15 protein-coding genes and 2 pseudogenes are annotated in these 16126 nt (G+C 67.7%); 5 read left to right on the top strand and 12 right to left on the bottom strand.

All coding sequences use genetic code 11. From position 1 onward, the window contains the following. Positions 1-460 precede the first annotated feature (460 nt). Positions 461-511 (top strand): annotated as a pseudogene (locus ACFZCP_RS44900) (hypothetical protein); the annotation flags it as partial. A 358-nt stretch (positions 512-869) separates the two neighbouring features. Next, on the top strand, positions 870-1580 hold the full coding sequence (locus ACFZCP_RS44895) for a transposase (protein WP_391442767.1): 711 nt from the start codon (positions 870-872) through the stop codon (positions 1578-1580). Between the two features lie 79 nt (positions 1581-1659). Here ACFZCP_RS44895 and ACFZCP_RS44890 read toward each other — a convergent pair whose 3' ends face one another. Next, a complete protein-coding gene (locus ACFZCP_RS44890) occupies positions 1660-2574 on the bottom strand; it encodes a DUF5996 family protein (RefSeq protein ID WP_391442812.1) in 915 nt (304 codons plus the stop codon). A 199-nt stretch (positions 2575-2773) separates the two neighbouring features. Here ACFZCP_RS44890 and ACFZCP_RS44885 point away from each other — a divergent pair, with 199 nt between their 5' ends. After that, a complete protein-coding gene (locus ACFZCP_RS44885; protein WP_391442764.1) occupies positions 2774-3628 on the top strand; it encodes an NmrA family NAD(P)-binding protein in 855 nt (284 codons plus the stop codon). 438 nt (positions 3629-4066) lie between these two features. Here ACFZCP_RS44885 and ACFZCP_RS44880 read toward each other — a convergent pair whose 3' ends face one another. The 4 genes from ACFZCP_RS44880 to ACFZCP_RS44865 form a co-directional block, all read right to left on the bottom strand. Further along, positions 4067-4525: an enoyl-CoA hydratase-related protein gene (locus tag ACFZCP_RS44880; protein ID WP_391442809.1), complete on the bottom strand. Its 459-nt coding sequence runs from the start codon at positions 4523-4525 to the stop codon at positions 4067-4069. Between the two features lie 44 nt (positions 4526-4569). Further along, positions 4570-4851 carry an enoyl-CoA hydratase-related protein gene (locus ACFZCP_RS44875; RefSeq protein WP_391442762.1) on the bottom strand — a complete coding sequence of 94 codons (282 nt, stop codon included), beginning with the start codon at positions 4849-4851 and terminating at the stop codon, positions 4570-4572. 121 nt (positions 4852-4972) lie between these two features. Next, complete coding sequence (locus tag ACFZCP_RS44870; RefSeq protein ID WP_391442759.1) at positions 4973-6193, bottom strand: CoA transferase; 1221 nt, start codon at positions 6191-6193, stop codon at positions 4973-4975. Positions 6194-6380: 187 nt separating this feature from the next. Next, entirely contained in the window at positions 6381-7664 is a 1284-nt protein-coding gene (locus tag ACFZCP_RS44865; protein ID WP_078963292.1) for an acyl-CoA dehydrogenase family protein, read from the bottom strand. Between the two features lie 311 nt (positions 7665-7975). On the opposite strand from ACFZCP_RS44865, the gene ACFZCP_RS44860 reads away from it, so the two are divergent. Further along, positions 7976-9241, top strand: a complete 1266-nt coding sequence (locus ACFZCP_RS44860) for a CdaR family transcriptional regulator (RefSeq protein ID WP_031160739.1) — start codon at positions 7976-7978, stop codon at positions 9239-9241. Between the two features lie 74 nt (positions 9242-9315). On the opposite strand, the gene ACFZCP_RS44855 is transcribed toward ACFZCP_RS44860, so the two are convergent. The 5 genes from ACFZCP_RS44855 to ACFZCP_RS44835 all read right to left on the bottom strand — a co-directional run bounded on the left by ACFZCP_RS44855 (position 9316) and on the right by ACFZCP_RS44835 (position 14034). Further along, positions 9316-10029 carry an AMP-binding protein gene (locus tag ACFZCP_RS44855; protein ID WP_391442755.1) on the bottom strand — a complete coding sequence of 238 codons (714 nt, stop codon included), beginning with the start codon at positions 10027-10029 and terminating at the stop codon, positions 9316-9318. Beyond that, the gene (locus ACFZCP_RS44850; RefSeq protein WP_391442753.1) at positions 10026-11042 is read right to left on the bottom strand and encodes a 3-hydroxyacyl-CoA dehydrogenase NAD-binding domain-containing protein; all 1017 of its coding nucleotides are present in this window, start codon (positions 11040-11042) and stop codon (positions 10026-10028) included. Before ACFZCP_RS44850 ends, ACFZCP_RS44855 begins: the two co-directional genes overlap by 4 nt. A gap of 589 nt (positions 11043-11631) precedes the next feature. After that, positions 11632-11853, bottom strand: a complete 222-nt coding sequence (locus tag ACFZCP_RS44845; RefSeq protein WP_391442750.1) for a hypothetical protein — start codon at positions 11851-11853, stop codon at positions 11632-11634. A 26-nt stretch (positions 11854-11879) separates the two neighbouring features. Next, complete coding sequence (locus tag ACFZCP_RS44840; protein ID WP_391442748.1) at positions 11880-12374, bottom strand: MarR family transcriptional regulator; 495 nt, start codon at positions 12372-12374, stop codon at positions 11880-11882. Between the two features lie 337 nt (positions 12375-12711). Then, entirely contained in the window at positions 12712-14034 is a 1323-nt protein-coding gene (locus ACFZCP_RS44835) for a hypothetical protein (protein ID WP_391442746.1), read from the bottom strand. 393 nt (positions 14035-14427) lie between these two features. Between ACFZCP_RS44835 and ACFZCP_RS44830 the strand changes: the two genes are divergently transcribed. Next, a complete protein-coding gene (locus tag ACFZCP_RS44830) occupies positions 14428-15054 on the top strand; it encodes an isochorismatase family protein (RefSeq protein WP_390985886.1) in 627 nt (208 codons plus the stop codon). A 141-nt stretch (positions 15055-15195) separates the two neighbouring features. Here the strand turns inward: ACFZCP_RS44830 and ACFZCP_RS44825 are convergent. Beyond that, positions 15196-15459, bottom strand: a pseudogene (locus ACFZCP_RS44825) (Cro/Cl family transcriptional regulator); the annotation flags it as partial. Between the two features lie 385 nt (positions 15460-15844). Beyond that, positions 15845-16126: SpoIIE family protein phosphatase (locus ACFZCP_RS44820; RefSeq protein WP_391442742.1), on the bottom strand; the 282-nt coding region annotated here is incomplete at its 5' end.

The following is a 16126-nucleotide window of genomic DNA, read 5'->3' as shown; positions in this document are numbered from 1 at the left end:
TGTAACTGATGATCCTGATGGTTCATTCCTCGGCGAGGACGGACCCACGCCGAGCCGATCGTTGATCATGGTCCAGCCCGGGGCCTTGGCCCACGCGGCCCTGGGAGGCCAGTGAGCTCGCCTTCGCTGACCACGTCCGCGGACGACTGGAGCGCGCCGCACTGCTCGTGGAGATCGACAGGTGCGCTGCGTCCAGACCGGTGACGACGGATTACCGGTCGAACACATCGGTGAGGCCACTCTGGCGCCGTTCAGCAGCCGGTGTGGACGGCCCTCTGTCGGAGATCTTGTGACAGAACCGGTCTGAACTGGGCATCAACTGGGTGGGCGGTTCAGAGGAATTGGGCGGTTGCTGCCGCATTTGGCCGGTGTGGTGGTGGAGTCGGTGGAGCGAACCGCCGGGGTGGTCACGTGTCGTGCGTAGTGCCGCACGCTGCCGGTGCGGTGTCCGGAGTGCGGCATGCGGTCCTGGCGGATGCACGGCCGGTACACGCGGCGGCTGCGAGATGCGCCGGTCGGGCTGAGGCCGGTGGTGATCGAGTTCGTGGTGCGGCGGTTCAAGTGCAGCAGCTCCCACTGCTCCGCAGTGACGTTTGCCGAGCAGGTGGAGGGTCCGGCCCAGCCGCACGCCCGGTACACGCTGCTGTTACGCCGGATGCCGTCGTCGATCGCGATGGTGCTGGCGGGGCGTCCCGGGGCCCGGCGGCCGTGCTCTTGGGGATGCCGGTGGCCAAGGACGTGCTTGTGGGACTGCTCCATGCTGTTCCGGATCCTCCGTCCGGCCTGGTCAGAGTGTTGGGCGTGGACGACTTCGCCCTCCGCAAGGGCGACTCCTACGCGACCCTCCTGGTGGACTGGGGGCCCGTCGGGTGCTGGATGTCCTGCCCGGCCGGGATGTCGAACCCCTGGCCTCCTGGCTCGCCGGCCACCCCGAGATCGAGGTGATCTGCCGCGGAGCCCAGAGCCTGGAGGAACTCCTGCTCAAGGCCGCCCACCGGACCTCGAAACTCGACCCCTGCAGGCCGTATCTCCATCAACGCTGGCGCGAGGGCCGCCACGACGTCCCCCGTCTCCACCACGAGATCCAGGAGCAGGGCTTCACCGGTGACGTTCAAAGCGGCCGCCGGTACGCCCCGTTCAAGAAGCCGCACAGCCCACTGCCGAAGTCACCACCCGCACCCCCGCCCCCGGTCAGGGCCGTTCCCAAGCCGCGGCGCGTGGTCCGCTGGACCATGAGCGCAGAGGCGGACGCTACCGAGCTCAGAGAGTTCCGCACCGGCTGTCCGCACCTGGACCTCACCGTCCGGCACGTCCGTGACTTCGCCGCGATGCTGCGAGACCAGAACGCCGAGGCCCTCCCCGCCTGGATGGACCGGGTCAAGGCCGACGACCTGTCCGCCCTGCACTCGCTGGCCAACGGTTTCCACCGCGACCTTGATGCCGTCACCGCCGCCTTCGCCACCCCGTGGAACTCGGTCCAGGTCGAAGGTCACGCCACGAGAGCCAAGCTCCTCAAGCGCACGGGCTTCGGCCGCGCGCACCTCCCGCTTCTCCGAAAACGCATCCTCCACAGCCCATGACTGCGTCGGTCACAAGATCTCCGACAGAGCCGAATTGCGTGACCGCTCACACGCGGGGGGCCTCATGGCGAGCAAGGGTCTACCTGTGCTCCTGCCACCGGTTCGGGTCCTCCTCCAGGGCCGCTCGGTCCCAGTCGCCGTGTTCCGCGGCAGCCTCGTACGTCGTGCGCAGGAAGTCAGCCACTGCCCTGTCCGGGTCGGCCGCGGTGCGCACCCTCTCGTAGGGCAGGAGGAACTGGCCGAGGCCGGGGCTGTAGGACGCGCCGACCGGGCTGATCGGATGGTCGGCGAAGCCATCCGGCTCGGGGTAGGCGTACGAGTAGAAGGCCCCTTCCTCACCGCCGCCGGGCCAGAACCCGCAGCTGCTCAACTCACGGGAGTAGCCCTCCACCATCACCCAGTCACCACAGTTCGGGGCCCCGCCCGGGTGTGGCGGGGCCGTGCGTCCCGAGAACCTCGTGCAGGCCAGGTCCATGGCGCCCCAGAAGAAGTGCACTGGGCTGACCTTGCCGACGAAGTACGAGCGGAACTCTCCCAGCACCCGGTTGGCCTGCAACAATTGCCGCCAGAACAGCTGCGCGGCGTTCGGGTCGTAGAAAGCGTGTTGGCGGTCTTCATCGAAGGGGATCGCCGGGGCCACCTCGTTCGGATGTGCCTGGATCCTTGTCTCGATTCCCAGCTCGCCCAGGGCTTGCATCGTCTCGCGGTAGAAGTCGGCCACCGGCCTGGGCTCCAGAGCCACGGTGCGGTGTGTGCCGTTGCTGCTGCGCATGCGCAGTAGATGATCGAGGAAGTCGAACTCGATGTCGAACACGCCGGCGCGGTAGGGAATCGCCGATGTCGTCAGGCCGCGCGGGCTGACATACAAGGTGACCTGCCACCAGTGATTGACCAGGGGCGCGTGGGCCAGTCGGATCTTGCCTACGATCTGGGTCCACATGTGCAGGGTGTCCCGGGTCTCGGTCCAGTCGGCGACCCGCAGCTGCGGCCACATCGTCCGCGACGTCTGGTCGGAAGTCCCGGCCACAGCGAGCTCCTTCCGGGACAATGCGACACATACTGACCACGGTGCCCTCAGCCAATGAATCAGGCAACCGGTCGGCGTTCCGCCATCGCAAAATCGCTGATGCGGCTGCCCGGTCTCACTGGTGGCGGCGAGGTCCTGTGGAGTGGACTCGGAAGGACTTTTCATCATGAGCCTTGACCAGCCGACCCTCGTACTCGGGGCAGCCGGGGGACAGGGAGGCGCCGTCGTCCGCGCATTGCTGTCCCGCGGTTCCGCCGTCCGCGGATTGGTCCGCAACCCTCAGTCGGCCTCAGCCCGGCGTCTGGCAGGCCGAAACGTCGAGGTCGTGGGGGGAGATCTCGAGGACCGAGAATCTCTGGCCTCAGCCATGCGGGGAGTAGCCGGCGTCTTTGCGATGACCACGCCCTTCGAGTCAGGACCGGCCGCCGAGATCGCACAGGGCCGAGCCGTTCTCGCCGCCGCGCATCAGGCCCGTGTGCCACACCTGGTCTTCAGTTCCGTCGCAGGTGCCGACCAGGACACCGGTGTACCGCACTTCGAGACCAAGGCAGTCATCGAGCGGGAACTGGCCGCAGGCGAGGTGCCCTATACGATCCTGGGGCCCACCTACTTCTTTGACAACGCCCTCGGCGACGAGGAGCGGATCCGCCAGGGGGTACTCGATCTCCCCTTGCCACCCGACCGCCGTCTGCAGCAACTGGCGCGCCCCGACCTGGGTGCTTTCGCGGCCGCTGTCCTCGCCGCACCCGACGCGTTCGTCGGACGGCGCATCGAGCTCGCGAGCGACGCCCCCGAGCCCGATGACATGGCCGCCGCGTTGGGCGCGGCTCTCGGTCGGACTGTCCGGCACAACGAAGTGCAGCTCGACGAGATCGGCAACGACGACATGCGGGCCATGTGGGCGTTCCTGCGCAGCGTCGGCTACGGCGTCGACCTGCCGGCGCTGCACGCCGCCCACCCCGAACTGCGCTGGACGTCGTTCGCCGACTGGGCCCGAAGCACCTTCTCAACGGCACTGTGACAGGTTGCCTTCGCTGCGGCCCGGGATGCGTGGGAACGTGCCGCCGAGTTCGCCCTGACTCGAACGGAGCGCGCCTGTTGGTGGAGTGGTCCCACATCTCCGGCACGCCGGGATCCCGTTCTGGCTGTACTCGGCCACGGCGACGTTGTCCCCCTGTCCGCTGCGGTCGGCATCCGGTGGGCCTGCCCAAGTCTTCGAGCGCGTACGGACTGCGGCACCCTCGTGTCCTGGGCGGCGAACGCCCGCGAGGGCTGACGCCCGCTGCCCGGCGGCGAGCGCCGACGTCGGTTCGCGAGGCAGTCCGCTTGACAGAGCCGGGGCGATGTCACGGTTGGTCACCCACGTCATCCAGCAACACTAGGTGCCCCGGCCCGGGCACCGGCCCTGAATGAAAATCGTGACCCCCTCATCCGGGTTGGGCGCCCAGCCGTTGTACGGTCAGCGACCTTCCCAGTGGGGTGGGCGCTTTTCGGCGAAGGCGTGGGCGCCTTCCTGGGCGTCGTGGGACGCGAGGACCGGTGCGACGAGCTGATCCTGCTGGCGGAAGGCGTCCTGGTCGCCGTATGCGGTCCGCTCGTTGACCACGCGCTTGACGGCCGTGATGGACAGTGGGGCGTTGCGGGCGATGCGGTGGGCCAGTTCCACCGCCTTGGTGAGCGTCTCGCCCGGTGGGGTGAGGTGGTTGACGAGGCCGAGCTGATGAGCCCGTTCGGCGGGGAGGGGGTCGCCGGTGAGGAGGATTTCCACGGCGATGTTGCGGGGGATGCGTTCGGGCAGCCGCACGATTCCTCCTTCGGGGGGAACCAGGCCGAACGTCACCTCGGTGACGCCGAAGGTGGCGTCCTCGGCTGCGACGATCAGGTCGCAGGCGAGCGCCATCTCGGTGCCACCGCCCAGCGCCCAGCCTTCGACGGCAGCGACGGGCGGGGTGCGGAGCTGGGTTAGGGTGAGGCCTGCGAAGCCTCGCCCAGGGAGGGCTGGGGTGTCTCCCTTCGCGAATCCTTGAGGTCCATCCCCGCGCTGAAGGTGCCGCCGGCACCGGTGAGGACGCCGACCATCAGGTCGTCGTGGCTGTCGAGTCGGTCGAAGGCATCGGCCAGCGCCCGCGCGGTGGCGCCGTCGACGGCGTTGCGTGCCTTCGGCCGGTCAATGGTGATCACGAGGACGCCGTCTTGTTCTTCGGTGTGCACGGTGGGGGCGCCGGTGGTGGATTTGGTGGTCATGGTGGGGATTCCTTGTCCTTCCCGGTCTTTCCCGCCGGTGTGGATCTCCGACCGCTGACAGCGGAGGGCTTCTCGGGGTTGTTCGTCGCCTGTGCCCGGTACTGTCGGTTTGCGACCCCTGCTAGCGCGGGATCGCTCCGCCGGTACGCAGGGATTCGATGTCGTCGGCAGTGAAGCCGAGTTCCGTGAGGACCTCTTCGGTGTGCTCCCCCAGATCGGGAGCCGGGCGTGCGGGGACTTTCTGTTCCTGGTCCAGGTGCACGGGGCTGTTGAGGGTCATGTGTGGCTCGCTGCTGCCGTCCTCGATCGGCACCACGATCTGGTTGGCCAGGAGTTGGGGGTCGTGGGCGCATTCCTCGAGTGTCTGGACGACCCCGTAGGTCAGGCCGGCGGAGTCGAGTACCTCGCGCCATTCGGCCAGGGGACGCGTGGCGAACCGTTTGTCCAGCAGAGTGACGATGTCGGCGGCGTGGGCGCGGCGGCTGGCGGTGTCGTGGAACCGGGGGTCTTCCGCGGCCTCGGGGTGGCCGATGGCCGTGAGGAACAGGGGAACTTGCTTGTCTTCGTTTGCGAAGGCCAGCAGGATCCAGCGGCCGTCCGCGGTGCGGTACACGTTGGCCAGGGCGTTGGGCGGGTCGGAGCGGTCGACGGGGCGGGGTGGTTTCGCGCCGAGCAGCGCAGCCTGCAGCCACATCCCCGCAGCCCAGGCGCCTTCCGCGATCAGGGACGCGCTGACGCGTGCGCCTTGGCCGGTCTTCTCGCGTCGGTACAGGGCGGTCATGATTCCGGCGAACAGGGTGATTCCCGTGGGGTGGTCGCCGGAGCCGAACGCGTTGATCGCCGGGGCCGCGTCGCGCTGGTGAGTGAAGTCCATCAGACCGCTGCGTGCCCAGAACGACGTGACATCGAAGCCGGGCAGGTGCGCGTCCGGGCCTTGCTCGCCGAAGCCGGTGACGTCGGCGTAGACCAGCCGGGGGTTCAGGGGGGCAAGATCGTCGTAGCCCAGGCCGAGCTTGTCCCGGGTGCGGGGCGGGAAGTTGGTGACCAGGACGTCGGCCCACTGCACCAGTCGCGCGAGTACAGACCGGGCGTCGGAGGATTTCAGGTTGAGCTCGATGCTGCGCTTGTTGCGGTTGTCCAGTTGCCAGGGGTAGTTGACCCCTTCGACCTGGGGATTGGGGGGTATCCGGCTGAGGCCACGGTAGCTGTCGCCGATGCGTGGTGGCTCGACCTTGACGACGTCGGCGCCGAAGTCACCGAGCACGGTGGCTGCGGCCGGCCCGGCGATGAAGCTGGCGATATCGACGACGTGCAGTCCCTCCAGCAAGGGTGTGTTCTCCATGACAGGGTCCTCTTCCGCGGGATGTTCGGCGGACATGTGGGTGTCCTCCTTGCTGGCGCTGCCTGCACGCGGGCCGCCATGGGAGATGTACGGCAGGCGGCGCGGCGGCAAAGCGGGTACTGACGCGGCCGGTCCCGCGGTCGCAGGGCTCGGCGCTGTAGGGCGCGGGGTGCGATGTGCACCGGCGCTAGTGGTGGCCGTCGGGGGCCACGGGCACGAAGGCGCTGTATCCGGTGATGTCGCGGCCGACGATCAGTGCCTGCACCGTGTCGGTGCCCTCATAGGTGTCGATGGCCTCGATGTCGCAGAGGTGCCGGGCCACGTGATAGTCGAGCAGGATGCCGTTGCCGCCGAGCAGGTCGCGAGCGTCGGAGAGGATGGCGCTTGCACGTTCCGTGTAGTGCATCTTGGCCAGCGCGACGCGCGGCATCGAATACTTGCCCTCGTCCATGAGTTGGCTGAGCCGGTACTGCATGCACACCATGTCGGTGATGTCCGCCAGCATCCGTGCCAGCCGGTACTGGACGAGCTGGTAGGCGGCCAGCGGTATCCCGAACTGCTTGCGTTGCTTGGCGTAGGCCAGTGCGGTCTCGTAGCCCGCGACGGCGGCTCCGATGGCTTCCCAGGCGACACAGAAGCGCGAGGCCAGCAGGACTTTCTCGGTGTCGCGGAAGGTGTGGACGTTCGCCAGGCGGTTCTCGGCAGGCACGCGGACGTCGGTGAGGGAGATCTGCGCGTTCTGCACGCAGCGCAGCGCCGTCTTGCCGGTGATGACCTCGGCCTCGAAGCCCGGGGTGCCCTTCTCGACGACGTAACCGCCCACGTGTCCGTCGTCACCGCGGGCCCAGACGATCACGTAGTCGGCGAAGGTCGCGTTGCCGATCCAGCGCTTGTGTCCGTTGAGTACGTACGAGTCGCCGTCCCTGTGCGCGGTCGTCTCCAGCTTGACCACGTCCGTGCCGTGGGCCGGCTCGGTCAGACCGAAGGCGCCGATCTTCTCGAGGCGCGCCATCGGCGGCAGGAAGCGCTGCTTCTGCTCCTCCGAGCCCAGCAATGCGATCGACATCATGGCCAGCGCCGAGTGCACTCCCATGAACGTGGACATGCTCAGATCACCTCTGGCCAGCTCCATGATCACCACGCCGGCCGTCACGTTGTTCATCCCGGGCGAGCCGTAGCCGGGCACCTGGAAACCTGCGATGCCCAGCTGCGCCAGCTTGGGCACCAGTTCATGCGGAAACTCCGCGCGCTCCCAGTAGGGGTTGATGATCGGGATGACTTCCTGGTCCATGAACTCACGCACGCGCTGACGCAGTGCCTGCTGCTCATCCGTGAGCAGCTCGTTCAGCAGGTAGTAGTCCGTGTACTCGGGTCCACCCAGCACGGGGGGCTGGATGACCGGATGCCCGTTTCCGGGGCCGACGGTGGTGACGTCGATGGGCGTCACCGTGTCCTGGTGTTTCGTGTTCATCCGTCCGACGCTCCTTTTTCCTCTGCTTTCTCTCGACCTCGGTTCGATACGTCCCCACGGAACGACGTTAGGGGCCGGACGTAGAGAAATAATCGGGCGCAGGGTACGAACTTTTCGAAGAAAATCGTACCCGGGGACCCGATATACTCGGGGTGACTGCCCAAGCGCAGGGAGGCGTGCGGCGTGAAGGGTAAGCAGCTGTCCGTCAACCTGTGGCGCATTGGTGACCCCTCCGTCGCAGGCGCCAGCTGCTGAAGATCCTCCGGGTGTGCTGGATGGCGTGGTCGAGACCGTCGCGATAGCGTGAAGACATGGCTGTGGGCAGCGTCGAAGCAGCAAAATGCCTGTCCGTCGTGGCGTCGAACGTTGCTGTGCGCATGCCGGAAGTCAGCCAGGACGTGTGGGAGCTCGTGATTTCCGAAATCCCGGAACTGAGAGGTGACGGGATAATTGTCAACACTCTTAGAGCGAGCGTCGAGGAAAATGTCGCCACATTGCTGCACGGCTTTGAGAACGACATGCCGCTGGGCAACGTCGAGGGACCTGCGGCAGCATTGGATTATGCGCGACGGCTGGCTCAGCGCAATGTTCCCATCAGCTCGCTCATCCGGTCCTACCGGCTCGGCCACTGCCGTTTCCTGCAGTGGTGCCTGGAGGAGCTCCGCCGTCAGGGACCCGATGAGGATGTCTGCACGGCTACCGCGGGCCTCATGCTGGAGTTGAGCTTCGGGTACATCGACCGCGTCAGCGAACGAGTCATCGAGGTGTACCAGTCGGAACGGGACCGTTGGCTGCAGGGTCAGACCGCCGTGCGCGCCGTACACGTGCGAGAGATCCTGGCCGAAAAGCACGTGGACGCCGAATCGGCGGAATCAGCCCTCGACTACCGTATACGTCAACATCATCACGTAGGTTTGATCCTCTGGCTGCCCCGGCGGCCCCTTAACGGTGAAGGTCTCGCCCGGCTCGACCGGCTGACCAGCCGGATCGCCGCGGAACTCAACTGCTGTGCCAACCCGCTGTTCGCCGCCCGGGAAGAAACACTGGCCTGGGCCTGGCTGCCCTTCGGCTCGCCCCGGGACCTTTCCTGGGGCGCGCTGGCGAGTGCGATCGAGGACAGCGACCCCATGGCGAGGGCGGCCGTGGGGGACTTGGAACCCGGCGTCGAAGGCTTCCGCCGCACTCATCGCCAGGCTGTCCGCGCACAGGAACTGGCCCTGGAAGCGGGGCCCGCAGCCAGGGTCACCGCTTACGCCCAGGTCGCCCCGATCGCATTGATGTGCACGAACATGGACGACACCCGCGCCTGGGTGTGGAGCGTGCTGGGTGCCCTGGCCGTCGACGACGAGCACTGTGCACGACTGCGGGAGACCTTGCAGACCTTCCTCGCCACCGGCTGCAGCTACACCGCCACCGCCAGCCGGCAGATCCTGCACAGGAATACCGTGCAATACCGCATTCGAAAAGCCGAGGAAACCCTGGGGCGTCCACTGCAGGAACGGCGCCGCGATCTGGAGATGGCGCTGCTCGCCGTTCAATACCTCGGCCCGTCCTTCCTGCGAACGAACCCCTCCTGACGGCACACCGACCGCACACTCCGGCGACCCGGCCGGCTGCATGAGCAGACGCCCCACCACCTTTCCCCGCGGCGTCAGCTCAGCGCTTGCCCGTCGGCCGGCGGGACGATCTCCCGCTTGAGGATCTTGCCGGTCGGCCCTTTCGGCAGCGCGTCCACGATCCATACCTTCCGCGGATATTCGTACGCGGCGACCTGGCGTTTGAGGTAATCGCGCAGTTCCTGGGCTGTGGCAGCGGCGCCTGGCTTGAGAACGACGGCTGCGCCGATCTCCTCGCCGAGATCAGGATTGGGCAGGCCGATAACCGCGGCATCGGCCACCGCCGGATGCTCGTACAGCACGTCTTCAACCTCGCGCGGGTACACGTTGTACCCGCCACGAATGATCAGATCCTTCTGCCGGCCGACGATCCAGAAGTACCCGTCCGGGTCGACCCTGGCGAGGTCTTCGGTGTGGAACCAGCCGTTGCGGATCGCGGCGGACGTGGCTTCGGGACGCTGCCAGTACCCCTTCATCACGTTGTGACCGCGGATCACGATCTCGCCGGTCTCGCCCTGCGGCACCTCGATGCCGCTGTCGTCGACGCGCTCGATCGAGCCGTCGTTCACCGGCGGAGACCCCATGTTCGTCCAGTAGATGTGACCTGCCCCGACATCGACGGCCACACCGTCCGGGTACCTGCATCCGGTGACGATGACCTTCTTGTCGGTACCGTCGGGGTTCACGGAGAACACTCGGCCGTCACCGCTGAGTTCGAGCACGAACAGTCTTTCCTGCCGTTGTGTCACCGTCTCTCCTCTCGGGTGAGAACCCAGTGCCAGGCGTGCCGTCTCATGCCGACCGGCCGGCTGTGTCGCTGTGCGGGCCGGATGCGGCGCGCACAGCCAGCAGACTGAGCAGCATCGCGTCGCGCTGGGTGGCCAGTTCGTCGACCGAGTGGCCGTTCACCTCTTCCAGCGCGCCGTCGACGATCTTCTCTCTGAGCTCGGGTGTGAGCTCCGGGGTGCCCAGGTCCTGCCACATCCCGGTCAACCGAGGCAATGAGGGTGTCCATGAAGTGCTGGATGCCGCCCTCGCCGCCGCCGAGATGCCACAGCAGATTGGGTCCCATGACACCCCACCTGAGTCCTGGGCCCCAGGACACCGCGTCGTCGGAGTCCGCGACGTCGAGCACGCCCTGCTCGATCAGGTGGACGACCTCGCGGTACAGCGCGGCCTGGAGACGGTTGGCGACGTGCCCGGGGAGCTCCTTCTTGAGGTGAATCGGCTTCTTGCCGATCGCGACGTAGAAGGACATCGCGTCCCGGATCGTCTCCGGGGCTGTCTTCGTTCCGCCGACGACTTCGACCAGAGGGATGATGTGCGGCGGGTTGAAGGGGTGCCCGATGAGGGTGCGCTCCGGACGCCGGCGCTCGGCCTGGATGACACTCCTCGTGATGCCCGACGAACTCGACGCGATGATCGAATCCGGCGGTGTGGCCTCGTCGATGTCGGCGAACAGTTTGACCTTCAGCTCCGGGCGCTCCGGCGCGTTCTCCTGCACGAAATCGGCGTCCGCGACGGCCTGTCTCATATCGGCGGTGAACCTCAGGCGATCGGGTGAGGTTCCGGGTTCGGCCCCGAGCGTGGATGCCGACTCCCAAGCTGCGTCTACGTAGGACCTGAGAGCCTTCTCCGCAGCCGGGGCAGGGTCGGTTGCTGTGACGTCGAAGCCACGAGCGAGATAGTGCGTCGCCCAGCTCGCTCCGATGGTGCCGGTGCCGACGATCGCTACGTGCTGGACTGCTTTGTAGGCATTCATGGCTTGTGGTTGCTCCTAGGTGCGCTGGTGCCTGTGGGCAAGGGGAACCACGGCCAGGCGGTCTGCGGTCAGGACGGCTCGGCCGTGCTGTCGGTCGCTCAAGGGAAGTCGGAGTTCACATACACGGCGGCGCTCCCTTCCCACACGGTGGGTACATGCGGCCGGGCCCGCCCGGAGCTCAGTTGCCCCTGGTGCAGGCGTGTGCGCGGCGCAGACCACTCGCATGAGGTCTTCGCCATCGGCGGTCCATCCCGACTCGTCGGGTGCGTTCCAGGGTGCGGCGCTTGCCCGTCCAGGGCATCTCGGGAACCACCGGGGAGCCGTTTTCCCGTCTCGTTCAGACGCCGGGTCGTGCCGGCCCGAACGGCCGGCGAGGAATGGGCGGCGCTCGAGTCGGCCGACGCCCTGGTGCTGATGGCGAGCTACAGCATCGGCCACGACGCTGGCCGGCAGGCCGGCTGACGAAATTGCACCTCAGCGCGATCCTCGTGGAAGGTGGGCTGCGGCATTTGCCACTGCCCACCCCCTCGTTGAGCGTCGCGGACCCGTCTTGCAGCAAGTAGGGCCGACGACCTGGGGCGAACGCCGATTACAGCCGTCCGGCCTCGGCGAGGGCAAGCAGGTCGTTCGCGGCTTCCTGGGAGCGGATGTGGATGGCGTCCGGGTCGTGGGCCGGTCCACGGAGCAGGGCGATGTCCACGATCTCCGCCTGGAGGAGGGCGGAGAAGACATACGCAGCCCGTGTGGGGTCGCTGATCTTGGCCCGCAGCCACGGCGGCCAGTGGGACAGGTGCCGTGTGAACAAGGCCATGCGGTCTCCGAGGATCTCAACCAGTCTCAGCCGATGCCCAGTTGCCCGGGCTGCGTCCCGGTGTCCTGGCGGTGGTGCTGGACCTTGCGTTGGAGATCGGCCACGCGTTGGAGAGACGTCTTCAAGGCGGCGTACTCCTGCTCGCCCAGTGCCTTGGCGTGGCGTTCCTCGATCGTGCGCATGATGGAGGCGGCCGCCTCCATTTGCAGCAGGCCGCGTTCGGTGGGGCAGATCAGTTTCGCGCGGCGGTCCGCAGGGTCGGGTTTGCGTTCGACGTAGCCCAGGCGTTCGAGGTCATCGTTGAGGGAACCGATGACCTGCTTGTGCTGTCCGGAGGCGCGGGCGAGTTCGCTGGCACGGATGCCGTCGGCGCGCAGGTAGGCGAGGACGGCGCCGGCGCGGGGCCGAATGTCGTCGAAGGCCTGCTCGGCGAGCTCGGCGAACAGCTCACGCTGAACGGAGAAAAGGATCCGGGCAGCGAGCACGCCGAGGTCCGGTTCCGCAGCCTGGTGCCCGGACAACACCTCTCCCATTTCCGCGGCCGCCCGCCACTTGGGGCGTGTGACCAGCCATTTTAGTCACCCGCCCAGTGGGCTTGGACAACGCGTTCCAGCTCCGACGGACCCGGGACGGTCGATGCTTGCGCTTCGGAAGGCCGAGGCATAGCCTCAAGTAGTCACTAATAGTGACTATCAAGTTTAGTGACCAATGTGGCTGTGGCTCAACCCTCTAAAAAGCGCCTGCGTATCCGCTACGAGATACGCGCCGACCTCCACCAGGCGCTACTCGAACTCGCCGGGTGGCGAGGGTGCACGGTCCGTGCACCCTGAAGGTGATGTTGGTGAGCGGCGAGGTTGCTCACCCGGTGCAGTTGGGAACGCTGCCGGCCGGAGCGCAGTTGTTCGGGCGGTTCCGGCTGACGGTGGTGTCGGTGAGGGCGGCGGTTCCGGACGCCTTGTAGATGCCACCTCCGTCGCCAGCCGTGTTGCGCACGACGGAGCTGTGTTTCAGGGTCGTGGGGCCGATGTCGTTGTACACGCCCCCGCCCTGGGCGGTGCCCCCGTCGGCCGCGCGCGCGGCGTTGCCGTCGATCTGGGTCGTGTCCCCGGTGAACGAACCGCCCAGGAGGTTGACGATGCCGCCGCCCCGGGCGGTCCCCCCGAGGGCGGTCGCTGTGTTCCGGCGAACGTCACTGGCGCTCAGGGAGAGGTCGCCGTGCGGGCCGACATCGATGCCCCCGCCCCTGACGGTGCCGCCCCGGGAGGTGACGCGGTTGTCGGTGACGTGGGTGTCGGAGACGGTCCACTGGTGGTCGGCCGCGAGCCCGCCGGCGAACGCTTGACCGCCCGGAGCACTGACGGAGTTCCCGCTGAGAGTGCTGTGCTGGACGGTGGCCGGGGCGAAACCGGCGACACCGCCGCCGAAGGCCACGTTGTCGGTTCCGGCGGGGACCCGCACGGTGTTGTCGAGGATGCGGCTGCAGTCGAGGGTCAGCGGTCCGTCGATGGCGATCCCACCACCTGCAGCGGTGCCGCCGCCGGGACCAGTGTATTCGGCCGTGTTCCCGCTCACCTCGGTGTCCTTCAGGGTGGCCGTGCCGTCGCTGTCGAGGCCGCCGCCCTCGACGTAGACGCTCCCGGACCCGGTGTTGTGAAGAAGGCGGCTGCGCTTCATGGTCAGCGTGCCCTGGTTGTTGATACCGCCGCCGCACACCACGCCCATACCGGGGGCGATGGGGCAGTCCGTCGCCCGGCCCCCGCTGATGGTGAGCTGGTCGAGGGTGAGGTCGCCGCCGGCGGCGACCAGGAGGATGCGGAAAGCGGGAGCGGAGGACACGCGCCGGATAGTGGCACCGTTGCCCTCGATCGTGAGAGTGCTGGTGATGGCTGGCAGACCGTTGGCGGGGCTGGTCTGGTCGGGGACCGTCAACCTGTAGGTGCACCCGTGGGCCAGCAGGAGCGTGTCGGGGGCCGGGGAACCGTTGGCGGTGTTGATGGCTGCGACGAGTGCGCTCACCGAGCACGGTACCTGTACGACCGCTGCGTGCGCCGGTACGGCCGACAGCGTCACCACGGCGCTGGCCGCCGCTGCGGCCGCGGCCAGGAAGCGGCCGGATCGTGCCTGCGCCTGACGGGGCAGCGGACTCTTGCGACGGACGTTGCGACAGAGCGTCAGGGGCATGGGTTTCCTTCGTACTGGGCCACCCGCTCGGGGGCTTGGGAATCAGCGGCGCCGCCGCCCGGCCCGTTGCCGGTGACATGGGCGCCGCGATCAGCTGACCACCTTCCCTGGTGGCCGGCGTGCAGGTGGGGCCTGTGGGACACGAGTTGTCGCCCGAACGGGCCCGGCGCGAGCACTGCACCGTGCCGGACGTCGGCTTCAACCGGACGCACGGCATACCCGCCACCTCGTCGACTTCGAATCCTGCAGAGCACGCCCCACCAACTCAAGCGCCTCCGAACCCGCTACGAAATACGCGCCGACCTCCATTTGGTCTGCTCCAACTCGCCTGCAGCATCATCTGCTTGAGACAGATCCGAACCTCATTCTGAAACGACCAGTAAGGAGCGGAAGATGAGCGAGCGCAACAAGTTCCTGGAGCCGGTCACCCGGGAGAACACCGCCGTGGTTCTGGTCGACCACCAGGTGGGTCTTCTGTCCGGCGTCCGGGACATCCCCGTCGGGGAGCTCAAGCACAACGTCGTGGCGCTGGCACGGGCGGCCACCGTGCTGGACATCCCGCTGGTCGTCACCACCACCGCGGCCGACAGTATGTGGGGACCGACCACCCCCGAGCTGGTCGAGACGCTGCCGACCGGACAGAAGATCATCGACCGCAGCACCGTCAACGCCTGGCACGACGACCGGGTCCGCGAGGCCATCGAGGGCACCGGTCGGCGAAAGCTGATCTTCGCCGGAGTGTCCCTCGAGGTATGCGCGGCGCTGCCCGCGATCTCGGCGACGGCCGCCGGGTACGACGCCTACGTCGCCGTGGACGCCTCCGGCACCTTCAGCCAGACCAAGCGGGAGGCCGGACTGCTGCGCATGCAACAGGCAGGCGTCATCGTCAGCGACTACGCCACCCTCATGGTCGAGGCCCTGGCCGACAACGCGTCCCCCGAGGCCGGACCCTGCTACGCCGCACTCGACATGCCGTTCGCCGTCCTGGTCGGCCAGATCTCCGCCGCCTACCAAGCCTAGAGGCACGAGGGGTGCCGGCCGCCTTGCTTGGCCGCTGGGGCCAAGCAAGCCGGTCAGCACCGTTGTTTGCGAGCGATCGCACAGACCCGACAGCTCCAGCCTTGGATGGTCCGCGTTGGTTACTGAGGGCGGGTCACGAGAGCTGAGCCAGGGGGAGAGGAATAGCAGCCCGGTGCCCGGGTCGTACCGCCGGGCGTCGGCGGAGCGGCCCGCAGATGCTTGCACCACCCGGACACCATGCTGCTCGACGAGTCGTGCGGTGAGCGGGGCGGTGGCCCGGCCCGGCCGCAGCTCCAGGGCCGCCGCCAACCGTTCGGCCTCGGTGTCCAGCGGCTCGAAGTGGTTGTGATGGGCGTGGAAGAAGTCCCGGACCTCGTCGTGCGGCTCGCCCGGAGGCAGCAGGCTCTCCCTCAGAGGGGGCACCCCCAGCGCCCGTGGTGGCGAGGGCGGCGGCCTGTTCGGTCAGCGCGTCGGAGTTGTCGAAGTCGAGTTCTCCGAGCAGCTTCTTGACGGCCGCGCGTCCGCCCTGTGCCTTCTCGCGTGCCGGCAGCCGCGGCAGGTCCTCTTGCGTGACGGAACCGCCGGGGACACCGCCGTCGCCCTCGGGCTTGTTGGATTCGTCCTCCGGGGAGGCGCCGAGAATCGGGTGGATCGGCCGTCCGTCACGGCGGTGCCCAACCGGAGTGAGTGGATTGGGAAGCGAGGGGCGCGTCACGCGTGAACCATCCACAGGTCTCCAGCGACCCCGCGCCGATGATCGGTGTAGTGACCGGCCGGACCTGGCCGTATTTCAGGAGTCGGGCGCGAAGGGTTGCATGCGTGCGATGAGCACGGCGACATCGTCCGGGTCGGCGGGAAGCCGGAGTTTGTGAAGGAGTCGGTCGCAGGTTTCTTCCAGGGTGGGGTCAGGTGTGTCAAGCAGGCGCAGGAGGGTGTTGAGGCGTTCGTCGATGGGGTGATGACGGACCTCGACGAGGCCGTCGGTGTACAGGACCAGCCGATCGCCGGAGCCGACGGGAAAGGTCGTGGTCGTGAAAGGGACGCCGCCGACCCCGAGCGGGGTGCCGGTCGG

Source organism: Streptomyces sp. NPDC007971, from assembly GCF_042958635.1.
In the GTDB taxonomy this organism is placed as follows: Bacteria; Actinomycetota; Actinomycetes; order Streptomycetales; family Streptomycetaceae; genus Streptomyces.
The sequence above is the reverse complement of the archived record's forward strand: the minus strand, read 5'-3'. Positions and strand labels throughout refer to the sequence as shown.

Excerpts from the sequence above, each read along its gene's own strand:
- ACFZCP_RS44890 (WP_391442812.1), bottom strand. The coding sequence starts at position 2,574 with ATGTGGCCGCAGCTGCGGGTCGCCGACTGGACCGAGACCCGGGACACC.
- ACFZCP_RS44885 (WP_391442764.1), top strand. The coding sequence starts at position 2,774 with ATGAGCCTTGACCAGCCGACCCTCGTACTCGGGGCAGCCGGGGGACAG.
- ACFZCP_RS44875 (WP_391442762.1), bottom strand. The coding sequence starts at position 4,851 with ATGACCACCAAATCCACCACCGGCGCCCCCACCGTGCACACCGAAGAA.
- ACFZCP_RS44870 (WP_391442759.1), bottom strand. The coding sequence starts at position 6,193 with ATGGAGAACACACCCTTGCTGGAGGGACTGCACGTCGTCGATATCGCC.
- ACFZCP_RS44865 (WP_078963292.1), bottom strand. The coding sequence starts at position 7,664 with ATGAACACGAAACACCAGGACACGGTGACGCCCATCGACGTCACCACC.
- ACFZCP_RS44860 (WP_031160739.1), top strand. The coding sequence starts at position 7,976 with ATGGCTGTGGGCAGCGTCGAAGCAGCAAAATGCCTGTCCGTCGTGGCG.
- ACFZCP_RS44850 (WP_391442753.1), bottom strand. The coding sequence starts at position 11,042 with ATGAATGCCTACAAAGCAGTCCAGCACGTAGCGATCGTCGGCACCGGC.
- ACFZCP_RS44845 (WP_391442750.1), bottom strand. The coding sequence starts at position 11,853 with ATGGCCTTGTTCACACGGCACCTGTCCCACTGGCCGCCGTGGCTGCGG.
- ACFZCP_RS44835 (WP_391442746.1), bottom strand. The coding sequence starts at position 14,034 with ATGCCCCTGACGCTCTGTCGCAACGTCCGTCGCAAGAGTCCGCTGCCC.
- ACFZCP_RS44830 (WP_390985886.1), top strand. The coding sequence starts at position 14,428 with ATGAGCGAGCGCAACAAGTTCCTGGAGCCGGTCACCCGGGAGAACACC.